The sequence below is a fragment of the Salinicola sp. 4072 genome (assembly GCF_036663415.1).
Classification (GTDB): domain Bacteria; phylum Pseudomonadota; class Gammaproteobacteria; order Pseudomonadales; family Halomonadaceae; genus Salinicola; species Salinicola salarius_A.
Genome location: NZ_JAXOVV010000015.1, coordinates 58,080 through 80,999, shown reverse-complemented (window position 1 = coordinate 80,999; position 22,920 = coordinate 58,080). Strand labels below are relative to the sequence as shown.

Below are 22,920 nucleotides of genomic sequence, written 5' to 3'. Positions count from 1 at the left end.
CTATCAGTCGTGTAAACTCGTAAACTTACGAAACTGTCAGTTTGGTTGTTTTCACTGCATTCAGGTTCCATCACTTCTGCGAGGGATGCATGTCCGATCCGGTCACCGCATGGATTGCCAGTTATTGGGCTACCGGTTTGTTCGTGGTGGCCGTGGTTGCACTTTGCGGTTTGATGATCGGCGCTGCCAGCCTGCTCGGTGGGCGCAGTCAGGGTCGCAGCAAGTCCCTCCCTTTCGAATCCGGCATCGTTGGCGCCGGCTCAGCGCGTCAACGGTTCTCGGTCAAGTTCTATCTCGTTGCCATGCTGTTCGTCATTTTCGACATCGAAGCCGTTTACCTGTTCGGCTGGGCCGTTTCCGTACGTGAAGTTGGCTGGACGGGATTCGTGGCAGCGGCGGTGTTCATTCTCATTCTGTTGGCCGGCTTGGTGTATGACGCCCGCGTCGGGGCTCTCGACTGGGCGCCACGCAAGCGAGGGCGCGAAGACGCGTCGAGAGCGCGTGAGCTGGCTGCTGTGCCGGGCGTCGACCGCCGTGCACGCTGAAAGAAAAAGGCGCGTCGAATCCGGCATGCTGGATCGCGATGGCGATCGCCAAAAAGATCATGATGGGAGTCTGGCCTTCGTGACCGACCAGCGCTTCCCCGACCGTTTTTCTATCTGGTTTGTTGAGGCTCACTATGCAGTACACCCTGACCCGTGCGGAGGGAGGCGATTCCGCGGCTGATCGCTATCCCCTCGGCCAACGCGAGCTTGTCGACGATCCGATGAAGCAGCAGATTCATCGCAATGTCTTCATGGGCAAGCTCGAGGACGTGCTTCATTCGGCCGTGAACTGGGGGCGCAAGAACTCGTTGTGGCCCTACAACTTCGGCCTCTCCTGTTGCTACGTGGAAATGACCACGGCATTTACCGCGCCCCATGACGTTGCCCGTTTCGGGGCGGAAGTGATTCGTGCCTCTCCGCGCCAGGCCGACTTCATGGTCATCGCCGGCACCTGCTTCATCAAGATGGCGCCCGTCATCCAGCAGTTGTACGACCAGATGCTCGAACCCAAATGGGTGATCTCGATGGGATCGTGTGCCAATTCCGGTGGCATGTACGATATCTATTCCGTCGTCCAGGGCGTCGACAAGTTCCTGCCCGTGGACGTCTACGTACCCGGTTGCCCGCCGCGCCCGGAAGCATTCCTGCAGGGCCTCCAGCTGCTGCAGGACTCGATTCAGGAGGAGCGACGCCCGCTCTCCTGGGTGGTCGGAGATCAGGGCGTCTATCGCGCCGAGATGCCCTCGCAACGCGAAAAGCATCGCGACCGCCGTATCGCGGTCAAGGAGCTGCGAACCCCGGATGGCGTCTAGACGACCGACCGCATCGATCGTCCTTTGCCATTGATTCTTGTGGTCGTTCTCGACCATTGATTTTCGCACCGGGGGCCGCCAGCCATGACTGCAGCCGATGATTCTCAAAACGGCGCTTTTCAAAACGAGAGCACGATGACTTCCAGCGCTTCCCATGCCGCCGGCTCGGCCGACGTCGTGGCCGAACTGGCGCAACATTTCGGGGAAGCCGCCTTTACCCCGCAGGATACCCTGACCGGCATGCCGGTGATCTGGGTGGCGCGAGAGCATCTACGCGATGTCCTCGCGTATCTGCGCCGCGTGACCGGGCCCTTCTCGATGCTGTTTGACCTGAGCGCGGTCGACGAACGCTTGCGGACCCATCGTCGTGGCCTGCCGCCCGCGGACTTCACCGTCTTCTACCAGTTGCTGTCGGTCGAACGGAACGCTGACCTGATGATCAAGGTCGCGCTGCACGAACGGGATCTGACGCTGCCCTCGATCAGTGACATTTTCGTCAATGCCAACTGGTACGAGCGCGAGGTGTTCGACCTGTTCGGCATCGACTTTGCCGGCCACCCGCACCTGACCCGGATCATGATGCCGCCGACCTGGACCGGCCATCCGCTGCGCAAGGACTACTCCGCCCGCGCCACCGAGTTCGATCCCTACACGCTGACGGTGAAAGGGCAGGAGGTCGAGCAGGAGGCGCTGCGCTTCGACCCGGCCCAGTGGGGCATGAAGCGCGAAGGCGAAGAGACCGAGTTCATGTTCCTCAACCTCGGTCCCAACCACCCCTCGGCTCATGGCGCCTTCCGCATCGTGCTCCAGCTCGACGGTGAAGAGGTCGTCGACTGCGTGCCGGACATCGGCTACCACCATCGCGGCGCCGAGAAGATGGCCGAGCGCCAGTCCTGGCACAGCTTCATCCCTTACACGGATCGCATCGACTACACCGGCGGGGTGATGAACAACCTGCCCTACGTGCTGGCGGTTGAGAAGCTGGCCGGCATTACCGTGACGGATCGGGCCAGGACGATCCGGGTCATGATGGCAGAGATGTTCCGCATCAACAGCCACCTGCTGTTCCTCGGGACCTATCTGCAGGACCTCGGCGCGATGACGCCGGTGTTCTTCACCTTCACCGACCGCCAGAAAGCCTACGAAGTGATCGAGGCGATCACCGGCTTCCGCATGCACCCGGCGTGGTATCGCATCGGCGGCACGGCCCATGACCTGCCCAACGGGTGGGACAAGCTGGTCCAGGGGTTCGTCGACTGGATGCCCAAGCGTCTGGCCGAATACGAGAAGGCGATGATGGAAAACGCCATCGTGCGCGACCGCACCAAGCACGTCGCCGCCTTCGATACCCAGCAGGCGCTCGACTGGGGGGTCACCGGCCCCAATCTGCGCGCCACCGGGCTGGACTTCGATCTGCGCAAGAAGCGCCCCTACTCCGGCTACGAGAACTTCGACTTCGAGGTGCCGACGGCCGTCAACGGCGATGCCTTCGATCGCGGCATGCTGCGCATCGAGGAGATGCGCCAGAGCGTGCGCATTCTTCAGCAGTGCATCGACCACATGCCGGCGGGCGATTACAAGGCCGACCATCCGCTGACCACGCCCCCGCCGCGGGAAAAGATGCTCCAGCACATCGAGACGCTGATCACGCACTTCCTGCAGGTCTCCTGGGGCCCCGTGCTGCCGGCCGCCGAGTCGATGCAGATGATCGAGGCGACCAAGGGCATCAACAGTTACTACCTGACCAGCGACGGCAGCACCATGAGCTATCGCACGCGTATTCGTACGCCCAGCTTCCCGCATCTGCAGCAGATTCCTGCCGTGATGCGCGGCGGCTTCGTGCCGGACCTGATCGCTCACCTGGGCAGTATCGATTTCGTCATGGCCGACGTGGATCGCTGAACGAGGCCGGTAAGGACGTTGGAGACGAACATGAATCAGACAACCGCCAGTTCTACCGCCGCGACGATCGCCAGCGATGCGTTTGCGCTCGACCCTGCCGATCGCGAGGCCATTCTCGAGGAGCGGGCACACTACCCCTATCCGCAGGCGGCGAGTATCGAAGCGCTCAAGATCGTGCAGAAGCGTCATGGCCACGTGCCGGACGGCGCGATTCCGGCGATTGCCGAGACGCTGGGCATCCGCATCGCCGACGTCGAGGGCGTGGCGACCTTCTACAGCCTGATCTTCCGCCAGCCGGTCGGCCGTCACGTCATCCTGATCTGCGACAGCAGCTCCTGTTTCCTGACCGATTACGAGGAGCTGCGTGACGCTTTCATCGCGCACCTGGGTATCCAGATGGGCCAGACCACGGCGGACGGACGCTTCACGCTGCTGCCGGTGTGCTGTCTCGGCGCCTGCGATCGGGGGCCCACGATTCTGATCGGCGAGGATCTGCATGGCCCGGTGACGCCGGACGAGATTCCCCGTCTGCTGGAGGCCTACTCATGACCTTGATGCGCATGACGCGGGGGAAAGAGACATGAGCCGTATTCTGCAATCCGCCAGCGAGCGTCGCGCCGAGACCCATCCGCTGACTTGGCGCCTGCACGACGACCAATCCCCGGTGCTGCTCGACGAGTACCGCGGCACGCAAGGCTATGATGCGGTCACCAAGGCGCTCGAGCAGCACACCTACGAGTCGCTGACCGAAGAAGTGAAGACCGCCAACCTGCGCGGTCGCGGCGGCGCCGGCTTCTCGGCGGGCTTCAAGTGGAGCCTGACGATGAAAGGCGAGGACGTCCCGCGCGGCTACATCGTCTGTAACGCCGACGAGATGGAGCCGGGCACGTTCAAGGATCGCCTGCTGATGGAGCAGCAGCCTCACCTGCTGATCGAGGGCATGATCCTGGCCGGCTTCGCCAACCGTTCGAAGCAGGGGTACATCTTCCTGCGTGGTGAATATCATCGCGCCGCCGCCTCGATACAGCGCGCCCTGGCCGATGCCCGCGCCGATGGCTGGCTGGGTTCGGACGTGCGCGGTAGCGGCTGGGATTTCGACATCGCCCTTCATACCGGGGCCGGCCGCTATATCTGCGGTGAAGAGACCGCCTTGATCAACTCGCTGGAAGGCAAGCGCGCCAATCCGCGGGCCAAGCCGCCGTTTCCCGGTCAGTCCGGCGCCTGGGGGCTGCCGACGGTAGTCAACAACGTCGAAACGCTGTGCAACGTGCCGGGCATCGTCAATCACGGCGCCGACTGGTTCCAGGCGCTCTCCGGCGATCTCAGCAGCGATGGCGGCACCAAGCTCTACGGGGTCTCCGGCAAGGTCAACAATCCCGGCCTGTGGGAACTGCCGATGGGGACCACCGGCAACCGGATCCTCGAGCTCGCCGGCGGCATGCGCGATGGGCTGACGCTCAAGAGCTGGCTGCCCGGCGGGGGCAGTACCGGTTTCCTGCTGCCGGAACACCTCGAGCTGGCGCTCGATTTCGATACCATCGGCAAGGTCGGCAGTCGCATGGGCACCGGGCTGCTGACCGTCGTCGCCGACAATCAGAGCATGGTGTCGCTGACCCGTAATCTCGAAGAGTTCTTCGCCCGCGAATCCTGCGGCTGGTGTACCCCTTGCCGCGACGGCCTGCCGTGGAGCGTCAAGCTGCTGCGCGCGCTGGAGGCGGGCGAGGGCGAGTCCGGCGATATCGAGCTGCTCGAGCAGATGGCCCGCGACCTTGGGCCCGGCAAGACCTTCTGCGCCCACGCGCCGGGGGCGGCGATGCCGCTGGCATCCGCGATTCATTATTTCCGTGACGAGTTCGAGCGTGGCATCACCCGGTCCAAGGGTGAAGCGCACGCGGACCCGATCCCGGTCGGCAGCGTGTAGGAGGAGTTCGACGCCATGGCCACCATTCACGTCGACGGCAACGACTACGAAGTCGAAGACAGCGACAACCTGCTCCACGCCTGCCTTTCGCTGGGGCTGGATATTCCCTATTTCTGCTGGCATCCGGCGATGGGCAGCGTCGGCGCCTGCCGTCAGTGTGCGGTGAAACAGTACAAGGACGCCGATGACACCCGCGGCATGCTGGTGATGTCCTGCATGGCGCCGGTCAAGGACGACGCCTACATCTCCATCGCCGACGAGGAGGCCAAGGCCTTCCGCCAGACGGTGATCGAGTGGCTGATGGTCAACCACCCGCACGATTGCCCGGTGTGCGAAGAAGGCGGCCACTGTCATCTGCAGGACATGACGGTGATGACGGGCCACGATCGCCGTCGTTATCGCTTCCGCAAGCGGACCCATCGCAATCAGGATCTCGGCCCGTTCATCGCTCACGAGATGAATCGCTGCATTACGTGCTATCGCTGCACCCGGTTCTATCAGGACTATGCCGGCGGCGAGGATCTGGGCGCCTTCGGCGCGCACGACAACGTCTACTTCGGCCGCGTCACCGACGGCACGCTGGAGAGCGAGTTCTCCGGCAACCTGACCGAAGTCTGCCCCACCGGCGTGTTCACCGACCAGACCCACTCCGATCACTACACCCGCAAATGGGACCTGCAGTTCGCGCCGAGCGTCTGCCACCAGTGCGCGTCGGGCTGCAACATCAGCCCCGGCGAGCGCTACGGCGATATCCGTCGGATCGAGAATCGCTACAACGGCGACGTCAACGGCTATTTCCTCTGCGACCGCGGCCGTTTCGGCTATGGCTACGTCAACCGCAAGGATCGACCGACACGCCCCGAATGCCGGGAGACCGGTGGTGAAGCGCGCACCATGGAAGTCGACGAGGCGCTGGACCGTGCCGCCGATGCGCTGCGCGGTGCCAGACGGATCGTCGGTATCGGTTCGCCCCGGGCCAGCCTAGAGAGCAACCATCGGCTGCGCCAGCTGGTCGGCGCGGACAACTTCTCCACCGGCATCGAAGCCGGCGAACTGGCGCGAATCCGCCGGATGGAAGCGCTCAATCGCGAGACGGGGCTGGCGACGCCGAGCCTGCGCGAGATCGAACAGTGCGACGCGATTCTGGTGCTCGGCGAAGATCTGATCCAGAGCGCCGCCCGCATCGCGCTCTCGGTGCGTCAGGCGGTCCGTGGCAAGGGCGCCGAGCTGGGCGCGGCACGCGGCATTCCCGAGTGGAACGCCGAAGCGGTGAAGACCATCGCACAGGATGCCGGCCATCCGCTGTTCCTGGCCACGCCGGACGTGACCAAGCTCGACGGCATCGCAACCCGCGCCGAGCGCGCCGCACCCGACGACATCGCCCGTCTCGGGTTCGCCGTGGCGCGCGCTCTCGACCCCACCGCGCCGGCCGTCGACGGGCTCGACGACGCCACGTCGCGACTGGTCGAAGGTATCGCCGATGCGCTGATGGCGGCGAAGAAGCCGTTGGTCATCGCCGGCGAGTCGCTGGGCTCGATGGCGATTCTCGAAGCGGCCGGCAATGTCGCCCGCGCCCTGGCACGGCGCCAGAAGGCGGACGCCAGCCTGACCCTCGTTCGCCGCGAAGCCAATAGCGTCGGGCTCGGGCTGCTCGGCGGCGAGTCCCTCGACTGGGCGCTGGAGCAGCTCGATACAGGTAATGCCGACGGCGTGGTGATCCTTGAGAACGATCTCTATACCCGGCTGCCGGCGGCGCGCGTGGACAGCGCGCTCGCGAGAGCGACGGCGGTCGTTACGATCGATCATCAGCGTACGCCGACCTGGGAGCGCGCCGATATCGGCCTGCCGGCCGGCACCTTCGCCGAAAGCGACGGTACGCTGGTCAGTCTGGAAGGGCGAGCGCAGCGCTTCTATCAGGTCTTCGATCCCAGCTACATGCGCCCGGATACCCGTATCCGGGAAAGCTGGCGCTGGTTGCATGCCCTGCATGCGACACTGGATCGTCAGCCGGTGGAGACGATTCTGCTCGACGACCTGACCCAGGCGGTGGCCGAGGACGCGCCGGCATTGGCGCCGCTGCACCAGAATACGCCGGAAGCGATGTTCCGGATCCACGGCCTGAAGCTCGCCCGTGAGCCGCACCGCTACAGCGGCCGTACCGCGATGCGCGCCAACCTCAACGTCAACGAGCCGCGGGCACCAGTGGATCTCGATACACCGTTCGCCTTCTCGATGGAGGGCTACGCGGGCTATCAGGAACCGCGCCGCGATGTCGCCTTTGCCTGGGCGCCGGGCTGGAACTCGCCTCAGGCCTGGAACAAGTTCCAGGACGAAGTCGGTGGGCACCTGCGCGCCGGCGATCCGGGCAAGCGGCTGTTCACGGCGCCGGTGGCCAGTGGCGACTACTGCACCGAGATCCCCGCCGCCTTCACGCCGCGCGCGGATGAATGGCAGATAATCGATCTGCCGCAGCTGTTCGGTGGCGACGAGATGTCGCGTCGTGCCGAACCGATCCGCGAGCGCATGGCGGTTCCGCAGGTGGCGTTGAGCGAAGCCGATGCGGCGCGACTCGGCGTTGCCGCGGGCGACGTGGTCTCGATTTCGCTGGACGGTGCTACCTTCGACCTGCCGGCGCGGCTCAGCGCGGGAATGCCGAAAGGCATGATCGGGTTGCCAGGCGGCACGATTCAGGAGGTCACCGGCGCGCTGACCCCGGGCGCCACGCGGTGGGGGCGTATCACCCGGGCCGGTGGGGAGCGTCAGGCTTCGGTTGAGGAGGTGCGCCCATGAGCTGGTGGACGCCTCAAGTCGAAGCGACATTGATCGCGATGCTCCAGGCCGTGGTGATTCTGCTGGTCGTGGTCGTTTCCGGTGCTTTGCTGAGCATGATCGAGCGGCGCCTGCTGGCCCTGTGGCAGGACCGCTACGGCCCCAACCGGGTAGGGCCGTTCGGGCTTTTGCAGATCGCGGCGGACATGCTCAAGATCTTCTTCAAGGAAGACTGGATCCCGCCGTTCGCCGACCGCACCTTCTTCGTGCTGGCGCCGGCGATCGCCATGGCCTCGCTGCTGCTCTCGTTCATGGTCATTCCGATCACCCCCGGCTGGGGCGTGGCGGATCTCAACATCGGTATTTTGTTCTTCTTCGCGATGGCTGGCATCAACGTCTACGCCGTGCTGTTCGCGGGCTGGGCCAGCGGCAACAAGTACGCACTGCTCGGTGCGCTGCGCGCCTCTGCCCAGACCCTTTCCTACGAAGTGTTCATGGGCCTGGCGGTGATGGGCATCGTCGCCATGACCGGCTCGTTCAACATGCGCGACATCGTCAACGCGCAGGAGAACGTCTGGTTCATCATTCCGCAGTTCTTCGGCTTCTGCACCTTCGTCATCGCCGGCATCGCGGTGACCCACCGCCATCCGTTCGATCAGCCCGAGGCCGAACAGGAGCTGGCCGACGGTTACCACATCGAATATTCCGGCATGAAGTGGGGCATGTTCTTCGTCGGCGAGTACATCGGCATCGTGCTGATCTCGGCGCTGCTGGTGACGCTGTTCTTCGGCGGCTGGCACGGGCCATTGCTGCCGCCGATCGTCTGGTTCCTGCTCAAGACGGTGTTCTTCGTCATCCTGTTCGTGCTGTTGCGGGCGGCATTGCCGAGACCGCGCTACGACAAGGTCATGAGCTTCGGCTGGAAGGTGTGTCTACCGCTGACACTCGTCAATCTATTGATCACCGGGGCGATGATTCTGCTCATCGATCCGGGCGTCTAAGGGGATCATCGATGCTTGATCAGATCCGCAAGATCATCAACGGCACCGGCACGCAGTTGCGCACGCTGTGGATGGTTTTCTCCCACAGCTGGCGCAAGCGCGAGACGCTGCAGTATCCGGAAGAGCAGGTCTATCTGCCGCCGCGCTATCGCGGGCGCATCGTGCTGACCCGCGACCCGGACGGCGAGGAGCGCTGTGTCGCCTGCAACCTGTGTGCGGTGGCGTGTCCGGTGGCCTGCATCTCGCTGCAGAAGGGCGAGAAAGAGGACGGGCGCTGGTATCCGGAGTTCTTTCGCATCAACTTCTCGCGCTGCATCTTCTGCGGCATGTGCGAGGAGGCCTGCCCGACCTCGGCGATTCAGTTGACCCCGGATTTCGAGATGAGCGAGTTTCGGCGTCAGGAGCTGGTCTACGAAAAGCAGGACCTGCTGATCGATGGCCCGGGCAAGGATCACAGCACCAATTTCTATCGTGTGGCGGGCCTGTCGATCGCGGGCAAGGACAAGGGCGAGGCGCAGAACGAGGCCGAGCCGATCGACGTCAAGTCGTTGATGCCATGAGTCACGGCATCGCTGCGCCGGAACTTCGGCGCCAACGTGCAGGTTGCGGTTCGAAGCCGTTTGCTGGGAGAGAAGCATGCAAATCGCGTTTTACTTGAGTGGGCTGGTCGCGATTCTCGCCACCCTTCGCGTGGTGACGGGTACGCACCCGGTTCACGCGCTGCTCTATCTGATCGTGTCGCTGATCGCGGTGGCGATGGTGTTCTTCGCCCTCGGTGCGCCGTTTGCTGGGGCGCTCGAGATCATCGTCTACGCCGGGGCGATCATGGTGCTGTTCGTGTTCGTGGTGATGATGCTCAATCTCGGCGAGTCGGCGGTGGAGCAGGAGCGTGCCTGGCTCCAGCCCAAGGCGTGGGTGGGGCCCGCGGTGCTGACAGCGGTGTTGCTGATCGTGATGATCGTCACGCTGGCCAGCGGCGACTACGAAGGCAGCATCAGTGGCGAGACGCTGACGGCCAAAATGGTGGGGATCTCGCTGTTCGGCCCCTATCTGGTCATCGTCGAGCTGGCCGCCATGCTGCTGCTGGCGGCGCTGGTGGCGGCGTCTCATCTGGGCCGCAGCGAAGCGCACGATGAAGCCGATCTGGCCCGCGAGCGCCAGCGCGAGCTCAACGAGCAGGCCCAGGCGGATGCCGCGCCGGTCCGTGAAACCCCGGTCAATACACGTGAACAGAACCGCACGCAGGAGGGCAAGGCATGACGGGCATTCCGGTAGAACACGGCCTGTGGCTGGCGGCGATCCTGTTCGTGCTGGGGCTGGCCGGGCTGATGACGCGGCGCAACATGCTGTTCGTGCTGATGAGCCTAGAGATCATGATGAACGCCGCCGGCCTGGCGTTCATCGTCGGCGGCACTCATTGGCACCAGGCCGACGGCCAGGTGATGTTTCTGATGATCATCACGCTGGCAGCGGCCGAGGCGAGCGTGGGGCTGGCGCTGTTGATGCAGCTCTATCGGCGCTTCAAGACTCTCGATATCGATGCGGCTGGCAGGTTGCGCGGATGAATCTACTTACCCTCACCTTCGTCTTCCCGCTGCTGGGATCGTTGATCCTGGCGCTCTCGTTCGGCCGGCTCTCCGAGCGGGCCAGCGCCACCATCGGTGTCGCTTCGATCGGCCTGGCGGCGCTATGCACGCTGTGGGTCGGGATCGATTTCTACGACCACGGCCAGTCGGCGCAGACGCTGACGCTCTGGCACTGGATCACGGTGGGGGATTTCCAGCCCACCATGGGGCTGATGCTCGATGGCCTGTCGCTGACGCTGCTTGGCGTCATCACCGGCGTCGGTTTCTTCATCCACCTGTTCGCGGCCTGGTACATGCGCGGCGAGGAGGGCGTGACCCGCTTCTTCTGCCACATGAACCTGTTCGTGTTCAGCATGATCCTGCTGGTGCTGGGTGATAACCTGCTGCTGCTCTACTTCGGCTGGGAAGGGGTGGGGCTCTGCAGCTATCTGCTGATCGGCTACTACTACCGTACGTCAGCCAACGGTTGGGCGGCCTTCAAGGCGTTCGTCATCACGCGTACCGGCGACGTGTTCCTGGCGATCGGCATGTTCCTGCTCTATGTCGAGCTCGGCTCGCTCAATATCCAGACGCTGCTGGCGCGCGCGCCGGAGATCTGGAGCGAGGGCAGCCTGATGCCGCAGCTCGCGGCGCTGATGCTGCTCGGCGGGGCGATCGGCAAATCGGCACAGCTGCCGCTTCACACCTGGCTGGCGGACGCCATGGCCGGCCCCACACCGGTGTCGGCGTTGATCCATGCGGCAACCATGGTCACCGCAGGCGTCTATCTGATCGCACGCATGAACGGGATCTTCCTGCTGGCACCGGACGTGCTGCTGCTGGTCGGGGTGATCGGCGCGCTGACGCTGCTGGTGGCGGGGTTCGCGGCGCTGGCGCAGACCGACATCAAGCGCGTGCTGGCGTATTCGACCATGAGCCAGATCGGCTACATGTTTCTGGCGCTGGGTGTCGGCGCGTTCGATGCGGCGATCTTCCACCTGATGATCCATGCCTTCTTCAAGGCGCTGCTGTTCCTCTCCGCCGGTTCGGTAATCATCTGCACCCATCACGAGCAGGACATGCGCCGCCTCGGCGGGCTGTGGCGCAAGCTGCCGCTGACCTACGCCGGGTTCATCGTCGGGGGCGCGGCACTGGCGGCCCTGCCACTGGTCACGGCTGGCTTCTACAGCAAGGACGCCATCCTGGTGTCGGCACTCGCTTCCGGCCACGGCATTCTGATGCTCGCCGGTCTGTTCGGCGCACTGCTGACCTCGATCTACACCGTGCGCCTGATTCTCGGCACCTTCCATGGCGCGCCGAAGAGCGATCACGCCCGCGACGCCCACGCTGGCAAGGGCTTGGTGCATGGCGTACCGCTGGTCGTGCTGATCGTGATGTCGACCGCGATCGGTGCGCAACTGACGCCTCCGCTGGACGAGGTGTTGCCTCCCGGACCGGCGGGAGAGGGGCTGGGAACTCACATTCTCGAAGTCGTCGCGATGATCGTGGCCGTCGGCGGCGTACTGTTCGCCGGCTGGCTGTTCAAGCGTCGGCGCGACCTGATTCGTCGCGGGATGGCAGATCCGCGCGGCGCTCGGCTGTGGACGTTCTGGCACAACGCCTGGGGTTTCGATGCGCTCTACGACTGGCTGTTCGTGCGCCCTTATCAAGGGTTGGTCAGGGTCAATCGAGACGACTGGATCAACTCGCTGTGCAATATCCTGCCGTGGCTGGCGCGAGCCTCGCACCACGGGCTGCGCATGACCCAGACGGGGCTGATGCGCCATTACGCCGTGTCGATGGTGCTGGGGGCGACGCTGCTGCTTGCCTTCCTGCTGGTGGGCTGACACATGAGCGCAGGAACGATGCACAGTGCTGGCGGCTCGGCGACATCGTGTCGGGAGCACACGGAATTCACTCTATCGCGGATGGCTGATTCATGACTCTGGTCTGGCTGATACTGATCCCCTTCATTGGCGGCCTGCTGTGCTGGCAGGCCGAACGCTTCGGCGACCAGGCGCCACGCTGGATCGCGCTTGGCACCATGCTGCTCGAGCTGGCGATGGTGCTGGGGCTGTGGGTCGGCAGCGACTTCAGCCTGCCGGCGGAAGGGGCCGCCAGTGCCTGGACGCTGGAGTGGCAGGCCGACTGGATTCCGCGTTTCGGCATCCAGGTGCATCTGGCGATCGACGGATTGTCGCTGCTGATGATCGCGCTGACCGGGCTGCTCGGCGCCATGGCCGTGGTCTGCTCGTGGAAGGAGATCGTGCAGCGGGTGGGCTTTTTTCACCTCAATCTGCTGTGGATTCTCGGTGGCGTGGTCGGGGTCTTTCTCGCCATCGACCTGTTCCTGTTCTTCCTGTTCTGGGAAATGATGCTGGTACCGATGTATTTCCTGATCGCGCTGTGGGGTCACAGCGGCTCCCGGGGCAGTTCGCGTATCGGCGCGGCCACCAAGTTCTTCATCTATACCCAGGCCAGCGGCCTGCTGATGCTGATCGCCATCCTGGGGCTGGTGTTCGCCCATCACGGCGCGACCGGCGAGTATACCTTCGCCTATGCGGACCTGCTGAACACGCCGCTGTCCGAAACCACGGCCTGGTGGCTGATGCTCGGCTTCTTCGTCGCCTTCGCGGTCAAGCTGCCGGTGGTGCCGCTACACGGCTGGCTGCCGGATGCCCACGCCCAGGCACCGACGGCTGGTAGCGTGGATCTTGCTGGTATCCTGCTCAAGACGGCGGCCTACGGGATGCTGCGCTTTGCACTGCCGCTGTTCCCGGAAGCGTCCCAGGCCTTCGCGCCGGTGGCGATGACACTGGGCCTGATCGGCATCTTCTACGGCGCGATCCTCGCCTGCGGCCAGCAGGACCTGAAACGTCTGATCGCCTACACCAGTATTTCCCACATGGGCTTCGTGCTGATTGGCATCTACGCCGGCACCGAACTGGCGCTGCAGGGCGTGGTGGCGCTGATGGTGGCGCATGCGTTTTCCGCCGCCGGGTTGTTCATTCTTTCCGGCCAGCTCTACGAGCGTCTGCATACCCGCGACATGCGCCAGATGGGCGGCCTGTGGGGGCGTATCCGTGGTCTGCCGGGATTCGCGCTGGTGTTCGTGGCGGCGTCGCTGGGACTCCCCGGTACCGCCAATTTCGTCGGTGAGTTCATGGTGATGTTCGGCGCATTCGGCGTCGCACCCTGGATCGTGGTCATCGCCAGCGTTGGCCTGATCCTGGCTGCCGTCTACTCGCTGTTCATCATGCAGCGCGTCTACTACGGCCCGCCGAGAGAGGAGACGCCGCTGGCTGGGCTGGATCGACGCGAGACGGTACTGCTGTTCGGCATCGTCGCCCTGGTGGTGTTCTTCGGCATCTATCCCCAGCCGCTGCTGGATACCTCCGCCGGCGCCATGCAGGTCGTGCAACAGAGCGTTCAGCAAGCCGGGGCAATGACGGGAGGTGCCCAATGAGCCACGCTACCACGATGGCATTACTGGCCATTTCTCCGCTGATTCTGGTCTGCCTGACCGTGATCGTGGTGATGCTGTCGATCGCCTGGCAGCGCAACCACACGCTGAGCGCGATCCTGACCGCCGTCGGACTCAACGTGGCGCTGCTGGCGTTGCTGTTCGGCTGGACGCTGGGCACGGTCGATGTCACTTCGGTACTGGTGGTCGACGATCTGTCACGTTTCGGCGGCGTGCTGGTGCTGATGTCGACGCTGGCCTGCGTCACGCTGGCTCACCATTACCTCGAGGGCTACGAAGGTCCGCGGGACGAATTCTACCTGCTGCTGCTGAGTGCCGCGGCCGGCGGGCTGGTACTGGTTTCCGCACGTCACATGACGACGCTGTTTTTCGGCATCGAACTGCTGTCGATGCCGCTGTTCGGGATGCTTGCCTATACCTTCCGGGACCGTGGCGCGCTGGAAAGCGGTATCAAGTACATGGTGCTGTCGGCGGCTGCCACCGCCTTCCTGCTCTTCGGCATGGCGCTGCTCTATGCGATAACCGGCACATTGGATTTCGCCGAGCTGGGCGAAGCGTTGTCGACCTACGGCAGCGATCCGTGGCTGCTGGCGGGCGCCGGCATGCTCCTGGTAGGCCTGGCGTTCAAGCTCTCCATCGTGCCGTTTCATCTGTGGACGCCGGACGTCTATCAGGGCGGGCCCGGGCCGGCAACGACATTCCTGGCCACGGCCAGCAAGGTGGCGGTGTTTCTGGTGCTGGTGCGGCTCTTCCAGTCGACGCTGGCGTTTCACGAGAACTGGTGGCACGACCTGCTCGGCTTCATCGCCGTCGTCACCATGCTGGTAGGCAACCTGCTGGCGCTGACCCAGAACGATCTCAAACGCCTGCTGGGCTACTCGTCGATTGCCCATTTCGGCTATCTGCTGGTGGCGCTGGTGGTCAACGAGGGGCTGGCCGTGGAGACCGTGGGGATCTATCTGGTCACCTACGTGCTGACCACGCTCGGTGCCTTCGGCGTCGTCACGCTGGTATCGAGCCCCTACGTGGCCACCGGCGGTACGGCGGACGCGAGCCCGTTGCACCACTACCGCGGCCTGTTCTGGCGCCGCCCCTATCTTACTGCGGTAATGACGGTGTCGATGCTGTCGCTGGCGGGGATTCCGTTCACCGCAGGCTTCATCGGCAAGTTCTACATCATCGCGGTGGGTGTCGAAGCCCATCGCTGGTGGCTGGTCGGCGGCGTAGTGCTGGGAAGTGCCATCGGGCTCTATTACTACCTGCGCGTGATGGTCACGCTGTTCCTGCACGAGCCCGGCATGCAGCGTCGCGATGCGACCCACGATTGGGCCGAACGGGCCGGCGGTATGGTGGTGCTGGGCGTGGCCACGCTGGTCATTCTGCTGGGGCTCTACCCGACGCCGATGATCAACTGGGTAAACTGGGTAGCGGGATGATGGCTGGCGGGTGACCGCTGGCCGTTTCGTTCCGGCATGAAAAGCGCCTCCTCGGAGGCGCTTTTTCGTATCTCAGTCGTATCTCAAGTGTCCGTGCTGCGATCGGCGCCGAGGCCGATGCTTCGCCGGCAGGCAACCGGCAGATGGATGTCCATGGCAATGGGAAGATGATCCGAGAACATCGCCTCCAGCACACGAGGCGGCTCGGCCTTCAGCGATGACGACAGCAGAATATGGTCCAGCGCCCGGCGGGGTTGCCAGGCCGGATAGCTGAGCTGCGGCTTGAGCGGGTTGAGGTCCAGCGCGCGGCAGAATCGCGGATGCGCCAACAGCTGCTCCGGCGTGCAGTTGAGATCGCCCATGACCACCACGTGATGCAGCGGCTCGATGATCTCGCCGAGGTAGTCGAGCTGACGCAGGCGACCGCGCTGGCTGAGCGCCAGGTGCGCGACGAAGACATGCAGGGCGTCCGGCCCTTCGCCGTAGCGGGCATGAATCGCTCCTCGCCCACGCATGCCGGGCAGACGGTGCTCGTCGACCCGGTTGGGCATCAGACGCGACAGCAGACCGTTGCTGTGCTGGGCGACATGCCCCAGGTTGCGGTTGAGCTGCTGGAAGTGGAAATCGAACGCCGAGCGCTTGGCGAGATATTCCACCTGATTGACGTGACTGGAGCGGAAGCTGCCGCCGTCGACCTCCTGTAGCCCGACGATATCGTAGGCCGATAGCGTACTGGCCACGACATCGAGGCGCGAACTGCGCTTGGGATGGGGCAGCAGATGTTGCCAGCTTCGCGTGAAATAGTGGTGGTAGGCCGAGGTATGAATGCCGACCTGCAGATTGCAGGTCAGCAGTTTCAGTGTCGGCGCGACCTCGCTGGCGGGTGTCGAGGCGGCTAGGGACATGGCGTCACTCGCTCTCGGTGCGTTCCTCGCGAACCTTCTCGATCAGCGCGCTGGCGATCTTGGGCATGTTTTCCAGCGAGCCGGCGGAGTCGGGCGTGACGACATAACGGCCGTCGACGATCAGGTCGGGCACGCCCATCAGCTTGTAGCCGCGCATCTTGGCGGAAGCCTGCTGGATCTCGCTCTTCACGCCGAAGGAGTCGAGTGCCTTGAGCGCTTCATCCTTGCTGACACCGTAGTCGGTGAAGAACTCGGCAATGTCGTCCTTGTCGGTCAGGCGCTGGCCGTCCTTGTGGATGGCGTCGAAAAAGTCCTGGCGCAGTTTCTCTTCGATGCCGAGCTGTTCGGCCGCGTAGAACGCTGTGGCATGTTGTTCCCACACCTTGCCCAGCGGTGCCGCCATGCGATCGAAGACGACGTCGTCGGGGAGCTGGGCGACCCACTCGTTGAGCGGCTCTTCCAGCGCATAACAGTGGGGGCAGCCGTACCAGAACACTTCGGTGACTTCGATTTGGTCCGCCGGCACGTCCGTTTTCATCGGCTCGTCGACGACCTGATAATCCTGACCTTCGACGATATCCGCCGCCATCACTGCGCCCGAGAATGTCAGTCCGGCCAATAGCGCCATAAAAGACTTGATCATGCGTTACTGCTCCTGAATATCGAAAATCATTATTGATGACATCGTGTTCCATGAAACTTCGGTCGACGATTGGCAAAGCCACAGAGGTTGGAGCCTTGAAAGACCGTGAGGTTCCCTCGCTAGCCTGCTACCGACCGGTTTCCCTTAGCCTGACAGAAATGGGCGCAAAAGCGTAGGGCGCCAAACGGTCGTCTGGGAGCGTCGCACAGAAGTCTCGTCTGCGGGAGCATCGAGCAGCAGCCCCGCCTTCGGGAGCGCCGAACGTCACGCCTCATCCTGGGTGGAATACGCGTGGTACACTGCGCGACGTTACCGTCTCAAGATAATCGAGCCTGCCATGACTGCCACTCCCGAGCGCCGCAACTATCAGACGGCGACCTTCCTGATCAGTGCCCCGACGCTGGCCAAATGCCCGCCGGATCGAGGCGTCGAGGTCGCGTTCGCGGGGCGCTCCAACGCCGGCAAGTCCAGTGCCATCAATGCGCTGACCCAGCAGCGGGCGCTGGCGCGCACCTCGAAGACGCCGGGGCGCACGCAGTTGATCAACTTCTTCACGCTGCAGAACGACGACCAGCTCAGGCTCGTCGACCTGCCGGGTTACGGCTACGCCAAGGTGCCGGAGACGATGAAGAAGGAGTGGCAGGCACATCTCGCCGATTACCTGCACCGTCGCCGCTCGCTGGGCGGGTTGATCCTGTTGATGGACGTTCGTCATCCGCTCAGCGATTTCGATATCCAGCTGCTCGAGATGGCGGACGATCGGGAACTGCCGGTGCATATCCTGCTGACCAAGGCGGACAAGTTGAAGCAGGGGCCGGCCAAGGCGTCGCTGCAGCAGGTCAGGAAACGGCTGGCCGAATGGGAAGACCTGGTCAGCGTACAGCTCTTCTCCTCGCTGAAGCGCCAGGGGCTAGATCAGGCGTATGGCGTGATGGATCGGTGGTTGGCCAGTTGAGTTCTCTTCGAAGGAGCGACTCATTCGAGCGTTCCTGGCTTACAACTGGCCGAGTACTAACCACCCTTTTGCTCGTTGATGCGAGGGGCAAGCCCCTCGCGCTCCCCTTTTTGACGCCCAGGGCGGCGAAACCCTTCGCGCGTCATCGCTGAGCTCGGGTCGGCGCGAACGGACATCCTGTCCTGCGCACCTCTTGCGACATCCATGTCGCAAGACCCGGCTCATCGATTCTGCGCGCAGCGCCACCCTGAACAGGCGTCGAATGGTGGCCGATTCAAGGTTCGCCGTGAGCTGGGAAGTGTCGAATCGGCCGCCAGTGCAGATGTGGTGAGTCGCTACTGGCGCGCTTCGTCGTCCAGCTGCGCCACGATACCCGGCAACTCCCTCACGTGCGTCACGCGATGCACCCGGGGCGGCAGCTCCCGCTCGCCTTCGTTCTTGGCATCGATCCAGACGGCGTGCATGCCGAGGCGCTGCGCGGCGAGCACGTCCTCTTCCCAGTTGTCGCCCACGTGAAGCGTGCGATAGGGCTGCGTGCCGAGCTGGGCCACGGCCGACAGAAACGGGCGGGGGTCCGGTTTCGAGGCGTGCATTTCACCGGCAAGAATGATCACGTCGAAATGGTGGTCCAGCGACAGCCGGCGCACGTCGACGTTGCCGTTGGTGATGATGCCGAGCCGGTAGCGCCGTGCCCAGGCGTCGAACATCGGTACGACCTCGGGATAGAGCGCGACCTCGTGGCGTAGCGTCATGAAGTGCTCGAAGCCGGCTGCCGCCCACTGCGCCGCCTCGTCGGGAGACAGGCCATGCTCGATCAGCAGTTCGCGCATGGCGCGCTCGCGAATCCAGCTATGATCGCCTCGGCTCAACGGGAAGCGCTGCATCAGCGAGGCGCGGACGGACTGATAGGCTTCCAGCGGGAAGGCTTCGGCCAGCGGTGTCGCCGCCGGCCCTCGGTGGGCGTCGACCCGTTCGGCGAGCCATTGATAGTGCGCCGGCTCGGCGTGGGCCATGACCGGGCCGTTGTGCCACAGCGTGTCGTCGAGATCGAAGGTGATGGCGTCCAGCGGCATATCGGGGAATTCCTAGGGTTTGTCTGAACTCTCGTCGTTGACTGAGGCCGACTTGCGCCGCGCCCGAGGATGGGCCTGGTCGTAGACTTCGGCGAGCTGCTGCCAGTCCAGGCGCGTGTAGATCTGCGTCGTCGAGAGATTGGCATGGCCCAGCAATTCCTGCACCGCGCGCAGATCCTGGCTGGACTCCAGCAGATGACTGGCGAAGGAGTGGCGCAGCCGGTGCGGATGCAAATGCTCCGACAGGCCACGCTTGCGGGCGGTATCGGCCAGCCGGCTCTGGATCGACCGATGACCGAGACGGCCGCCGTGCTGGGCGACGAACAGGGCGGTCTCGCCCTCTGCCGCCAGCGTGCTGCGAAACCCGAGCCAGGTCTGGATGGCCTGGCCGGCACGTTTGCCCAACGGTACCTGGCGTGGCTTGCCGCCCTTACCCACCACTCGCACGTGGCGGTCGGCAAGGCTGGCAAGGTCGAGCGCTGCCAGTTCGGCCAGACGCAGGCCGCAGGAGTAGAAAAGCTCCAGCATGGCCTGATCGCGGCAGTCCAGCGGCCCGCCATCGTGGGGGGTGTCTAGAAACTGGCCGAGCAGGTCGACATCCACCGGGCTGGGCAGGTGGCGCGGCTGCCGTGGCGCCTGCGTCAATTGCACCGGGTTATGATCCAGCTCGCCCCGATGGACCAGTTCATCGGCGAAACGCGACAGCGCGGCGCGGCGTCTCGCCAGCGTTCTCGGCGCCATGCCGCGCGTTCGCTCATGAGCCAGATAGCGCCGCAGCAGCGTGACGTCGAGCTGGCGCCAGCTGTTCACGTCCTGCGACTCGAGATAGCCGATCAGGGCGGTGATATCGCGACGATAGGCATCCACCGTCGCCGGGCTGGCGCGCTGCGCCAGCCGCTTCAGGAAGGCATCAAGCGCGGCTTGCACTGGCGACCTCGGTACGCCGCAACAGCCGGCTGACTACCTCGCCCAGGTACTCGGTGAACAGCGTATCCAGGGTGGCCCGGAAGTGCTCGCTGTCGTGGCTGGCCAACAGCAGAAATCCCATGGGCTCGCCCTGGGTCAGTCGCGTGATGGCACAGGAGCCGGATCCCTGCGGCGCATTGCAGTGTGGCAGCAGGATTTCCCAGTCTTCCCGGTGCAGCGCGGTACAGCGGCTGGTTTGCTCGTTGAGCAGCAGTTCCAGGCGCTGGCGCGCTTCGTCGGTCAAGGCGAAGCGGGGCGGCTGCCAGGCGTTGGTGTCGCGGGGCGTGGCGTGGCAGGCCGGCGGGGCGTTCAGCCACAGGCCGATGCCGTGGGTACGGAAGCGCTCCGCCAGTTGCGTCGACAGCGCTTCGGCCAGCGCATCGGCGCTCTCGGCCTCGATCAGGTCGAGGATCAGCTCGCGGGTCCGACGATACTGGGCTTCGTTGTAGCGGGCCGACTCGAGCAGGTTCTCGAGTCGCCATTCCGCATCCTCCGCCCGGCGGCGAAGGTCGTGAACCAACCGCTCTAGCAGCGAGACAGCGCCGGGAATATGAGGATGCGGCACCTTGAGCTGTTGCAGCAGCCCCTCCCGGCCAACGAAGAAGTCGGTATGCTGCGCCAGCCACTCGGCGACCCGATCGGGGTCCAGGGTCTGACGGGGCTCGGGGGCCTGAGCGCGTGACATGCGTTGGTTCTCCTGTGAATCCCTCACGACGTGGCGGAGTTTCGCCGCCGCGTCTTCTTTATTTATTGGTTCATGTTATTTGTTGGTTCAGGGCAACTTATCAGTTCAGGACAATGCGTCCCTCGAAGACGCGCTCGGCCGGGCCGGTCATGATGATCGGGGCCTCGCCGCCTTCCCATTCCAGGGTCAGCCTGCCGCCGCGCAGCTCGACGTCGACGGGGCTTTGCAGCAGGCCCCGGCGAATGCCGCAGGCCACCGCCGCGCAGGCGCCGGTGCCGCACGCCAGGGTTTCACCGACGCCGCGTTCGAAGACGCGCAGTCGCACGGCGTGCGGGGAGTCGACCTGCATGAAGCCGATGTTGGCCTGGCGCGGAAAGCTGGGGTGCTGCTGCAGCTTCGGCCCCAGCGCTTCGACCGGTGCGTCGTCGACATCGTCGACCTGCAGCACGGCGTGCGGGTTGCCCATCGAAGCGACGCTGAACGAGACGGAGCGGCCATCGATCTCGAGATGGTGCAGCGGCTCGTCGCTGTCCGCCACGAACGGCACGTCCGCCGGCGCGAAGCGTGGCGTGCCCATGTCGACCCGCACGCGGCCGTCGTCGTCCACCTTCAGCGTCAAGGGGCCGCCCAGAGTCTCGACCTTGAATTCACGCTTGTGGGTCAAACGCTGATCGATGACGAAGCGGGCAAAGCAGCGCGCGCCGTTGCCGCAGTTCTCTACCTCGCCGCCGTCGGCGTTGAAGATCCGGTAGCGAAAATCCATGTCCGGCTTGCGCGGCGGCTCTACCAGCAACAGTTGATCGAAGCCGACCCCGAAATGGCGGTCGGCCAGTTGGCGGATCTGCTCGTCCCGCAGGTAGGCGCGCTGGGTGATCAGGTCGACCACCATGAAGTCGTTGCCCAGGCCGTGCATCTTGGTGAAGTTCAGCAGCATCAGCGCTCCTCCGGCAGCCGGGGCTTTTCTGGCAAGCACGACTCTAGCGCCCACAGGGAGTCGAGGCTTTCGCGACGGCGTACCAGATGGCTCTTGTCGCCGTCGACGAGGACTTCGGCGGGGCGGCCGCGGCTGTTGTAGTTGGAGGCCATGGCGAAGCCGTAGGCGCCTGCCGAGCGCACTGCGAGCAGGTCGCCTTCGGCGATGGCCAGCTCGCGGGCCTGGCCGAGGAAGTCGCCGCTTTCGCAGATCGGGCCGACCACGTCGTAGACGGCGCTGTCGCGGGGCTGGCGGGTGTCGACGCGCTCGATGCTCTGCCACGCCTGATACAGCGACGGGCGGATCAGATCGTTCATGCCGGCGTCGACGATGGCGAAGTTCTTGGTTTCGCCAGGCTTGAGGTATTCGATCCGGGTCAGCATGACCCCGGCGTTGGCCGCGATGGAGCGCCCGGGCTCGAGCAGCAGCGTCAGCTCCCGACCGCGCAGGCGCTCGCGCACGGCGGCGACGAAATCCTCGGCCGCCGGCGGGCGTTCGTCCTGATAGGTCACACCAAGGCCGCCGCCGATATCCAGGTGCTCGATGACGATACCATGATCGGCGAGACGGTCGACCAGGGCGAGCAGGCGATCCAGCGCATCGAGATAGGGCGAGAGCTCGGTGAGCTGAGAGCCGATATGGCAATCCAGTCCCACGACCTTGAGGTTGGGCCGTTCGGCCGCCCAGGTATAGAGATCGAACACCTCTTCCGCGGCCACGCCGAACTTGTTGGCCTTGAGCCCGGTGGAGATGTACGGATGGGTCCTGGCGTCGACGTCCGGATTGACGCGAATCGAGATGTTCGCCACCTGACCGCGTTCGGTGGCCACGCGATCGAGACGTTCCAGCTCCGGCCGCGATTCGATGTTGAAACACTTGATGCCGACTTCCAGCGCGCGGGCCATCTCGTCGGCCTGCTTGCCGACGCCGGAGAACACGACCTTGGCCGGATCGCCGCCCGCGGCAATGACCCGCTCGAGTTCACCGACCGACACGATATCGAAACCGGCGCCGAGACGCGCCAGCACGTCGAGAACGGCGAGGTTGGAGTTTGCCTTGAGCGCGTAGCAGACGAGATGCGGCATGTCGCCGAGCGCCTCGCTGTAGGCCTTGAAGTGGCGGGTCAGCGCCGCACGCGAATAGACGTAGCAGGGCGTGCCGTACTGCTCGGCGAGTTGATCGAGAGCGATGTCTTCGGCGTGCAGCACGCCATCACGAATGGGGAAAGCCTCGAACGTCACGGTAACTCCTCGGCGTTCGGTTGCGTGGCGGCCGGCGCCGGGCT

At 64.5% G+C, this 22,920-nt stretch carries 21 protein-coding genes; 14 read left to right on the top strand and 7 right to left on the bottom strand.

From position 1 onward, the window contains the following. Positions 1-89: 89 nt before the first annotated feature. The 13 genes from ndhC (at position 90) to nuoN (ending at position 15,435) form a co-directional block, all read left to right on the top strand. On the top strand, positions 90-545 hold the full coding sequence (gene ndhC / locus R3F72_RS11610; RefSeq protein WP_332779712.1) for an NADH-quinone oxidoreductase subunit A: 456 nt from the start codon (positions 90-92) through the stop codon (positions 543-545). 134 nt (positions 546-679) lie between these two features. Continuing rightward, complete coding sequence (locus R3F72_RS11605) at positions 680-1,357, top strand: NuoB/complex I 20 kDa subunit family protein (protein ID WP_303853990.1); 678 nt, start codon at positions 680-682, stop codon at positions 1,355-1,357. A gap of 135 nt (positions 1,358-1,492) precedes the next feature. Continuing rightward, a complete protein-coding gene (nuoC, locus tag R3F72_RS11600) occupies positions 1,493-3,259 on the top strand; it encodes an NADH-quinone oxidoreductase subunit C/D (protein WP_332779711.1) in 1,767 nt (588 codons plus the stop codon). 30 nt (positions 3,260-3,289) lie between these two features. After that, a complete protein-coding gene (gene nuoE, locus R3F72_RS11595; RefSeq protein ID WP_332779710.1) occupies positions 3,290-3,808 on the top strand; it encodes an NADH-quinone oxidoreductase subunit NuoE in 519 nt (172 codons plus the stop codon). 31 nt (positions 3,809-3,839) lie between these two features. Next, positions 3,840-5,180, top strand: a complete 1,341-nt coding sequence (gene nuoF, locus R3F72_RS11590) for an NADH-quinone oxidoreductase subunit NuoF (RefSeq protein WP_332779709.1) — start codon at positions 3,840-3,842, stop codon at positions 5,178-5,180. 15 nt (positions 5,181-5,195) lie between these two features. Beyond that, positions 5,196-7,970 carry an NADH-quinone oxidoreductase subunit NuoG gene (gene nuoG, locus R3F72_RS11585; protein WP_332779708.1) on the top strand — a complete coding sequence of 925 codons (2,775 nt, stop codon included), beginning with the start codon at positions 5,196-5,198 and terminating at the stop codon, positions 7,968-7,970. Further along, entirely contained in the window at positions 7,967-8,950 is a 984-nt protein-coding gene (gene nuoH, locus R3F72_RS11580; RefSeq protein WP_071230997.1) for an NADH-quinone oxidoreductase subunit NuoH, read from the top strand. The genes nuoG and nuoH overlap by 4 nt, the downstream gene beginning before the upstream one ends. A gap of 11 nt (positions 8,951-8,961) precedes the next feature. Further along, complete coding sequence (gene nuoI / locus R3F72_RS11575; RefSeq protein WP_087718658.1) at positions 8,962-9,510, top strand: NADH-quinone oxidoreductase subunit NuoI; 549 nt, start codon at positions 8,962-8,964, stop codon at positions 9,508-9,510. Positions 9,511-9,586: 76 nt separating this feature from the next. After that, positions 9,587-10,210, top strand: coding sequence for an NADH-quinone oxidoreductase subunit J (nuoJ, locus tag R3F72_RS11570; protein WP_303853997.1), 624 nt, complete (start codon positions 9,587-9,589; stop codon positions 10,208-10,210). Then, positions 10,207-10,515: an NADH-quinone oxidoreductase subunit NuoK gene (nuoK, locus tag R3F72_RS11565; RefSeq protein ID WP_075568504.1), complete on the top strand. Its 309-nt coding sequence runs from the start codon at positions 10,207-10,209 to the stop codon at positions 10,513-10,515. Before nuoJ ends, nuoK begins: the two co-directional genes overlap by 4 nt. Further along, positions 10,512-12,362, top strand: coding sequence for an NADH-quinone oxidoreductase subunit L (nuoL, locus tag R3F72_RS11560; protein ID WP_332779707.1), 1,851 nt, complete (start codon positions 10,512-10,514; stop codon positions 12,360-12,362). The genes nuoK and nuoL overlap by 4 nt, the downstream gene beginning before the upstream one ends. 92 nt (positions 12,363-12,454) lie before the next feature. Next, positions 12,455-13,981, top strand: coding sequence for an NADH-quinone oxidoreductase subunit M (gene nuoM, locus R3F72_RS11555; protein ID WP_332779706.1), 1,527 nt, complete (start codon positions 12,455-12,457; stop codon positions 13,979-13,981). Then, complete coding sequence (gene nuoN, locus R3F72_RS11550) at positions 13,978-15,435, top strand: NADH-quinone oxidoreductase subunit NuoN (protein ID WP_256961153.1); 1,458 nt, start codon at positions 13,978-13,980, stop codon at positions 15,433-15,435. Before nuoM ends, nuoN begins: the two co-directional genes overlap by 4 nt. An 83-nt stretch (positions 15,436-15,518) precedes the next feature. Here nuoN and R3F72_RS11545 read toward each other — a convergent pair whose 3' ends face one another. Next, on the bottom strand, positions 15,519-16,340 hold the full coding sequence (locus tag R3F72_RS11545; protein WP_071230992.1) for an endonuclease/exonuclease/phosphatase family protein: 822 nt from the start codon (positions 16,338-16,340) through the stop codon (positions 15,519-15,521). A gap of 4 nt (positions 16,341-16,344) precedes the next feature. Continuing rightward, positions 16,345-16,983, bottom strand: a complete 639-nt coding sequence (locus tag R3F72_RS11540; RefSeq protein WP_071230991.1) for a thiol:disulfide interchange protein DsbA/DsbL — start codon at positions 16,981-16,983, stop codon at positions 16,345-16,347. Positions 16,984-17,320: 337 nt separating this feature from the next. Between R3F72_RS11540 and yihA the strand changes: the two genes are divergently transcribed. Then, on the top strand, positions 17,321-17,938 hold the full coding sequence (yihA, locus tag R3F72_RS11535) for a ribosome biogenesis GTP-binding protein YihA/YsxC (RefSeq protein WP_332779705.1): 618 nt from the start codon (positions 17,321-17,323) through the stop codon (positions 17,936-17,938). Between the two features lie 335 nt (positions 17,939-18,273). Here the strand turns inward: yihA and R3F72_RS11530 are convergent, their stop codons facing one another. From R3F72_RS11530 to lysA, 5 genes are all read right to left on the bottom strand, one after another. Then, entirely contained in the window at positions 18,274-19,011 is a 738-nt protein-coding gene (locus tag R3F72_RS11530) for an HAD family hydrolase (protein WP_332779704.1), read from the bottom strand. 12 nt (positions 19,012-19,023) lie between these two features. Next, complete coding sequence (locus tag R3F72_RS11525; protein ID WP_087718650.1) at positions 19,024-19,938, bottom strand: tyrosine recombinase XerC; 915 nt, start codon at positions 19,936-19,938, stop codon at positions 19,024-19,026. Continuing rightward, on the bottom strand, positions 19,922-20,662 hold the full coding sequence (locus R3F72_RS11520; RefSeq protein ID WP_087718649.1) for a DUF484 family protein: 741 nt from the start codon (positions 20,660-20,662) through the stop codon (positions 19,922-19,924). The genes R3F72_RS11525 and R3F72_RS11520 overlap by 17 nt, the downstream gene beginning before the upstream one ends. Positions 20,663-20,762: 100 nt before the next feature. Continuing rightward, positions 20,763-21,596 carry a diaminopimelate epimerase gene (dapF, locus tag R3F72_RS11515; protein ID WP_087718648.1) on the bottom strand — a complete coding sequence of 278 codons (834 nt, stop codon included), beginning with the start codon at positions 21,594-21,596 and terminating at the stop codon, positions 20,763-20,765. After that, the gene (gene lysA / locus R3F72_RS11510) at positions 21,596-22,876 is read right to left on the bottom strand and encodes a diaminopimelate decarboxylase (protein ID WP_332779703.1); all 1,281 of its coding nucleotides are present in this window, start codon (positions 22,874-22,876) and stop codon (positions 21,596-21,598) included. Before lysA ends, dapF begins: the two co-directional genes overlap by 1 nt. Positions 22,877-22,920: the final 44 nt, after the last annotated feature.

Coding starts and splice junctions, on each gene's coding strand:
- nuoC (WP_332779711.1), top strand. CDS start 1,493: ATGACTTCCAGCGCTTCCCATGCCGCCGGCTCGGCCGACGTCGTGGCC.
- nuoM (WP_332779706.1), top strand. CDS start 12,455: ATGACTCTGGTCTGGCTGATACTGATCCCCTTCATTGGCGGCCTGCTG.
- yihA (WP_332779705.1), top strand. CDS start 17,321: ATGACTGCCACTCCCGAGCGCCGCAACTATCAGACGGCGACCTTCCTG.
- nuoJ (WP_303853997.1), top strand. CDS start 9,587: ATGCAAATCGCGTTTTACTTGAGTGGGCTGGTCGCGATTCTCGCCACC.
- nuoN (WP_256961153.1), top strand. CDS start 13,978: ATGAGCCACGCTACCACGATGGCATTACTGGCCATTTCTCCGCTGATT.
- dapF (WP_087718648.1), bottom strand. CDS start 21,596: ATGCTGCTGAACTTCACCAAGATGCACGGCCTGGGCAACGACTTCATG.
- nuoK (WP_075568504.1), top strand. CDS start 10,207: ATGACGGGCATTCCGGTAGAACACGGCCTGTGGCTGGCGGCGATCCTG.
- nuoE (WP_332779710.1), top strand. CDS start 3,290: ATGAATCAGACAACCGCCAGTTCTACCGCCGCGACGATCGCCAGCGAT.
- nuoI (WP_087718658.1), top strand. CDS start 8,962: ATGCTTGATCAGATCCGCAAGATCATCAACGGCACCGGCACGCAGTTG.
- R3F72_RS11520 (WP_087718649.1), bottom strand. CDS start 20,662: ATGTCACGCGCTCAGGCCCCCGAGCCCCGTCAGACCCTGGACCCCGAT.
- R3F72_RS11530 (WP_332779704.1), bottom strand. CDS start 19,011: ATGCCGCTGGACGCCATCACCTTCGATCTCGACGACACGCTGTGGCAC.
- nuoH (WP_071230997.1), top strand. CDS start 7,967: ATGAGCTGGTGGACGCCTCAAGTCGAAGCGACATTGATCGCGATGCTC.
- ndhC (WP_332779712.1), top strand. CDS start 90: ATGTCCGATCCGGTCACCGCATGGATTGCCAGTTATTGGGCTACCGGT.
- nuoF (WP_332779709.1), top strand. CDS start 3,840: ATGAGCCGTATTCTGCAATCCGCCAGCGAGCGTCGCGCCGAGACCCAT.
- R3F72_RS11545 (WP_071230992.1), bottom strand. CDS start 16,340: ATGTCCCTAGCCGCCTCGACACCCGCCAGCGAGGTCGCGCCGACACTG.
- nuoG (WP_332779708.1), top strand. CDS start 5,196: ATGGCCACCATTCACGTCGACGGCAACGACTACGAAGTCGAAGACAGC.
- R3F72_RS11605 (WP_303853990.1), top strand. CDS start 680: ATGCAGTACACCCTGACCCGTGCGGAGGGAGGCGATTCCGCGGCTGAT.
- nuoL (WP_332779707.1), top strand. CDS start 10,512: ATGAATCTACTTACCCTCACCTTCGTCTTCCCGCTGCTGGGATCGTTG.
- R3F72_RS11540 (WP_071230991.1), bottom strand. CDS start 16,983: ATGATCAAGTCTTTTATGGCGCTATTGGCCGGACTGACATTCTCGGGC.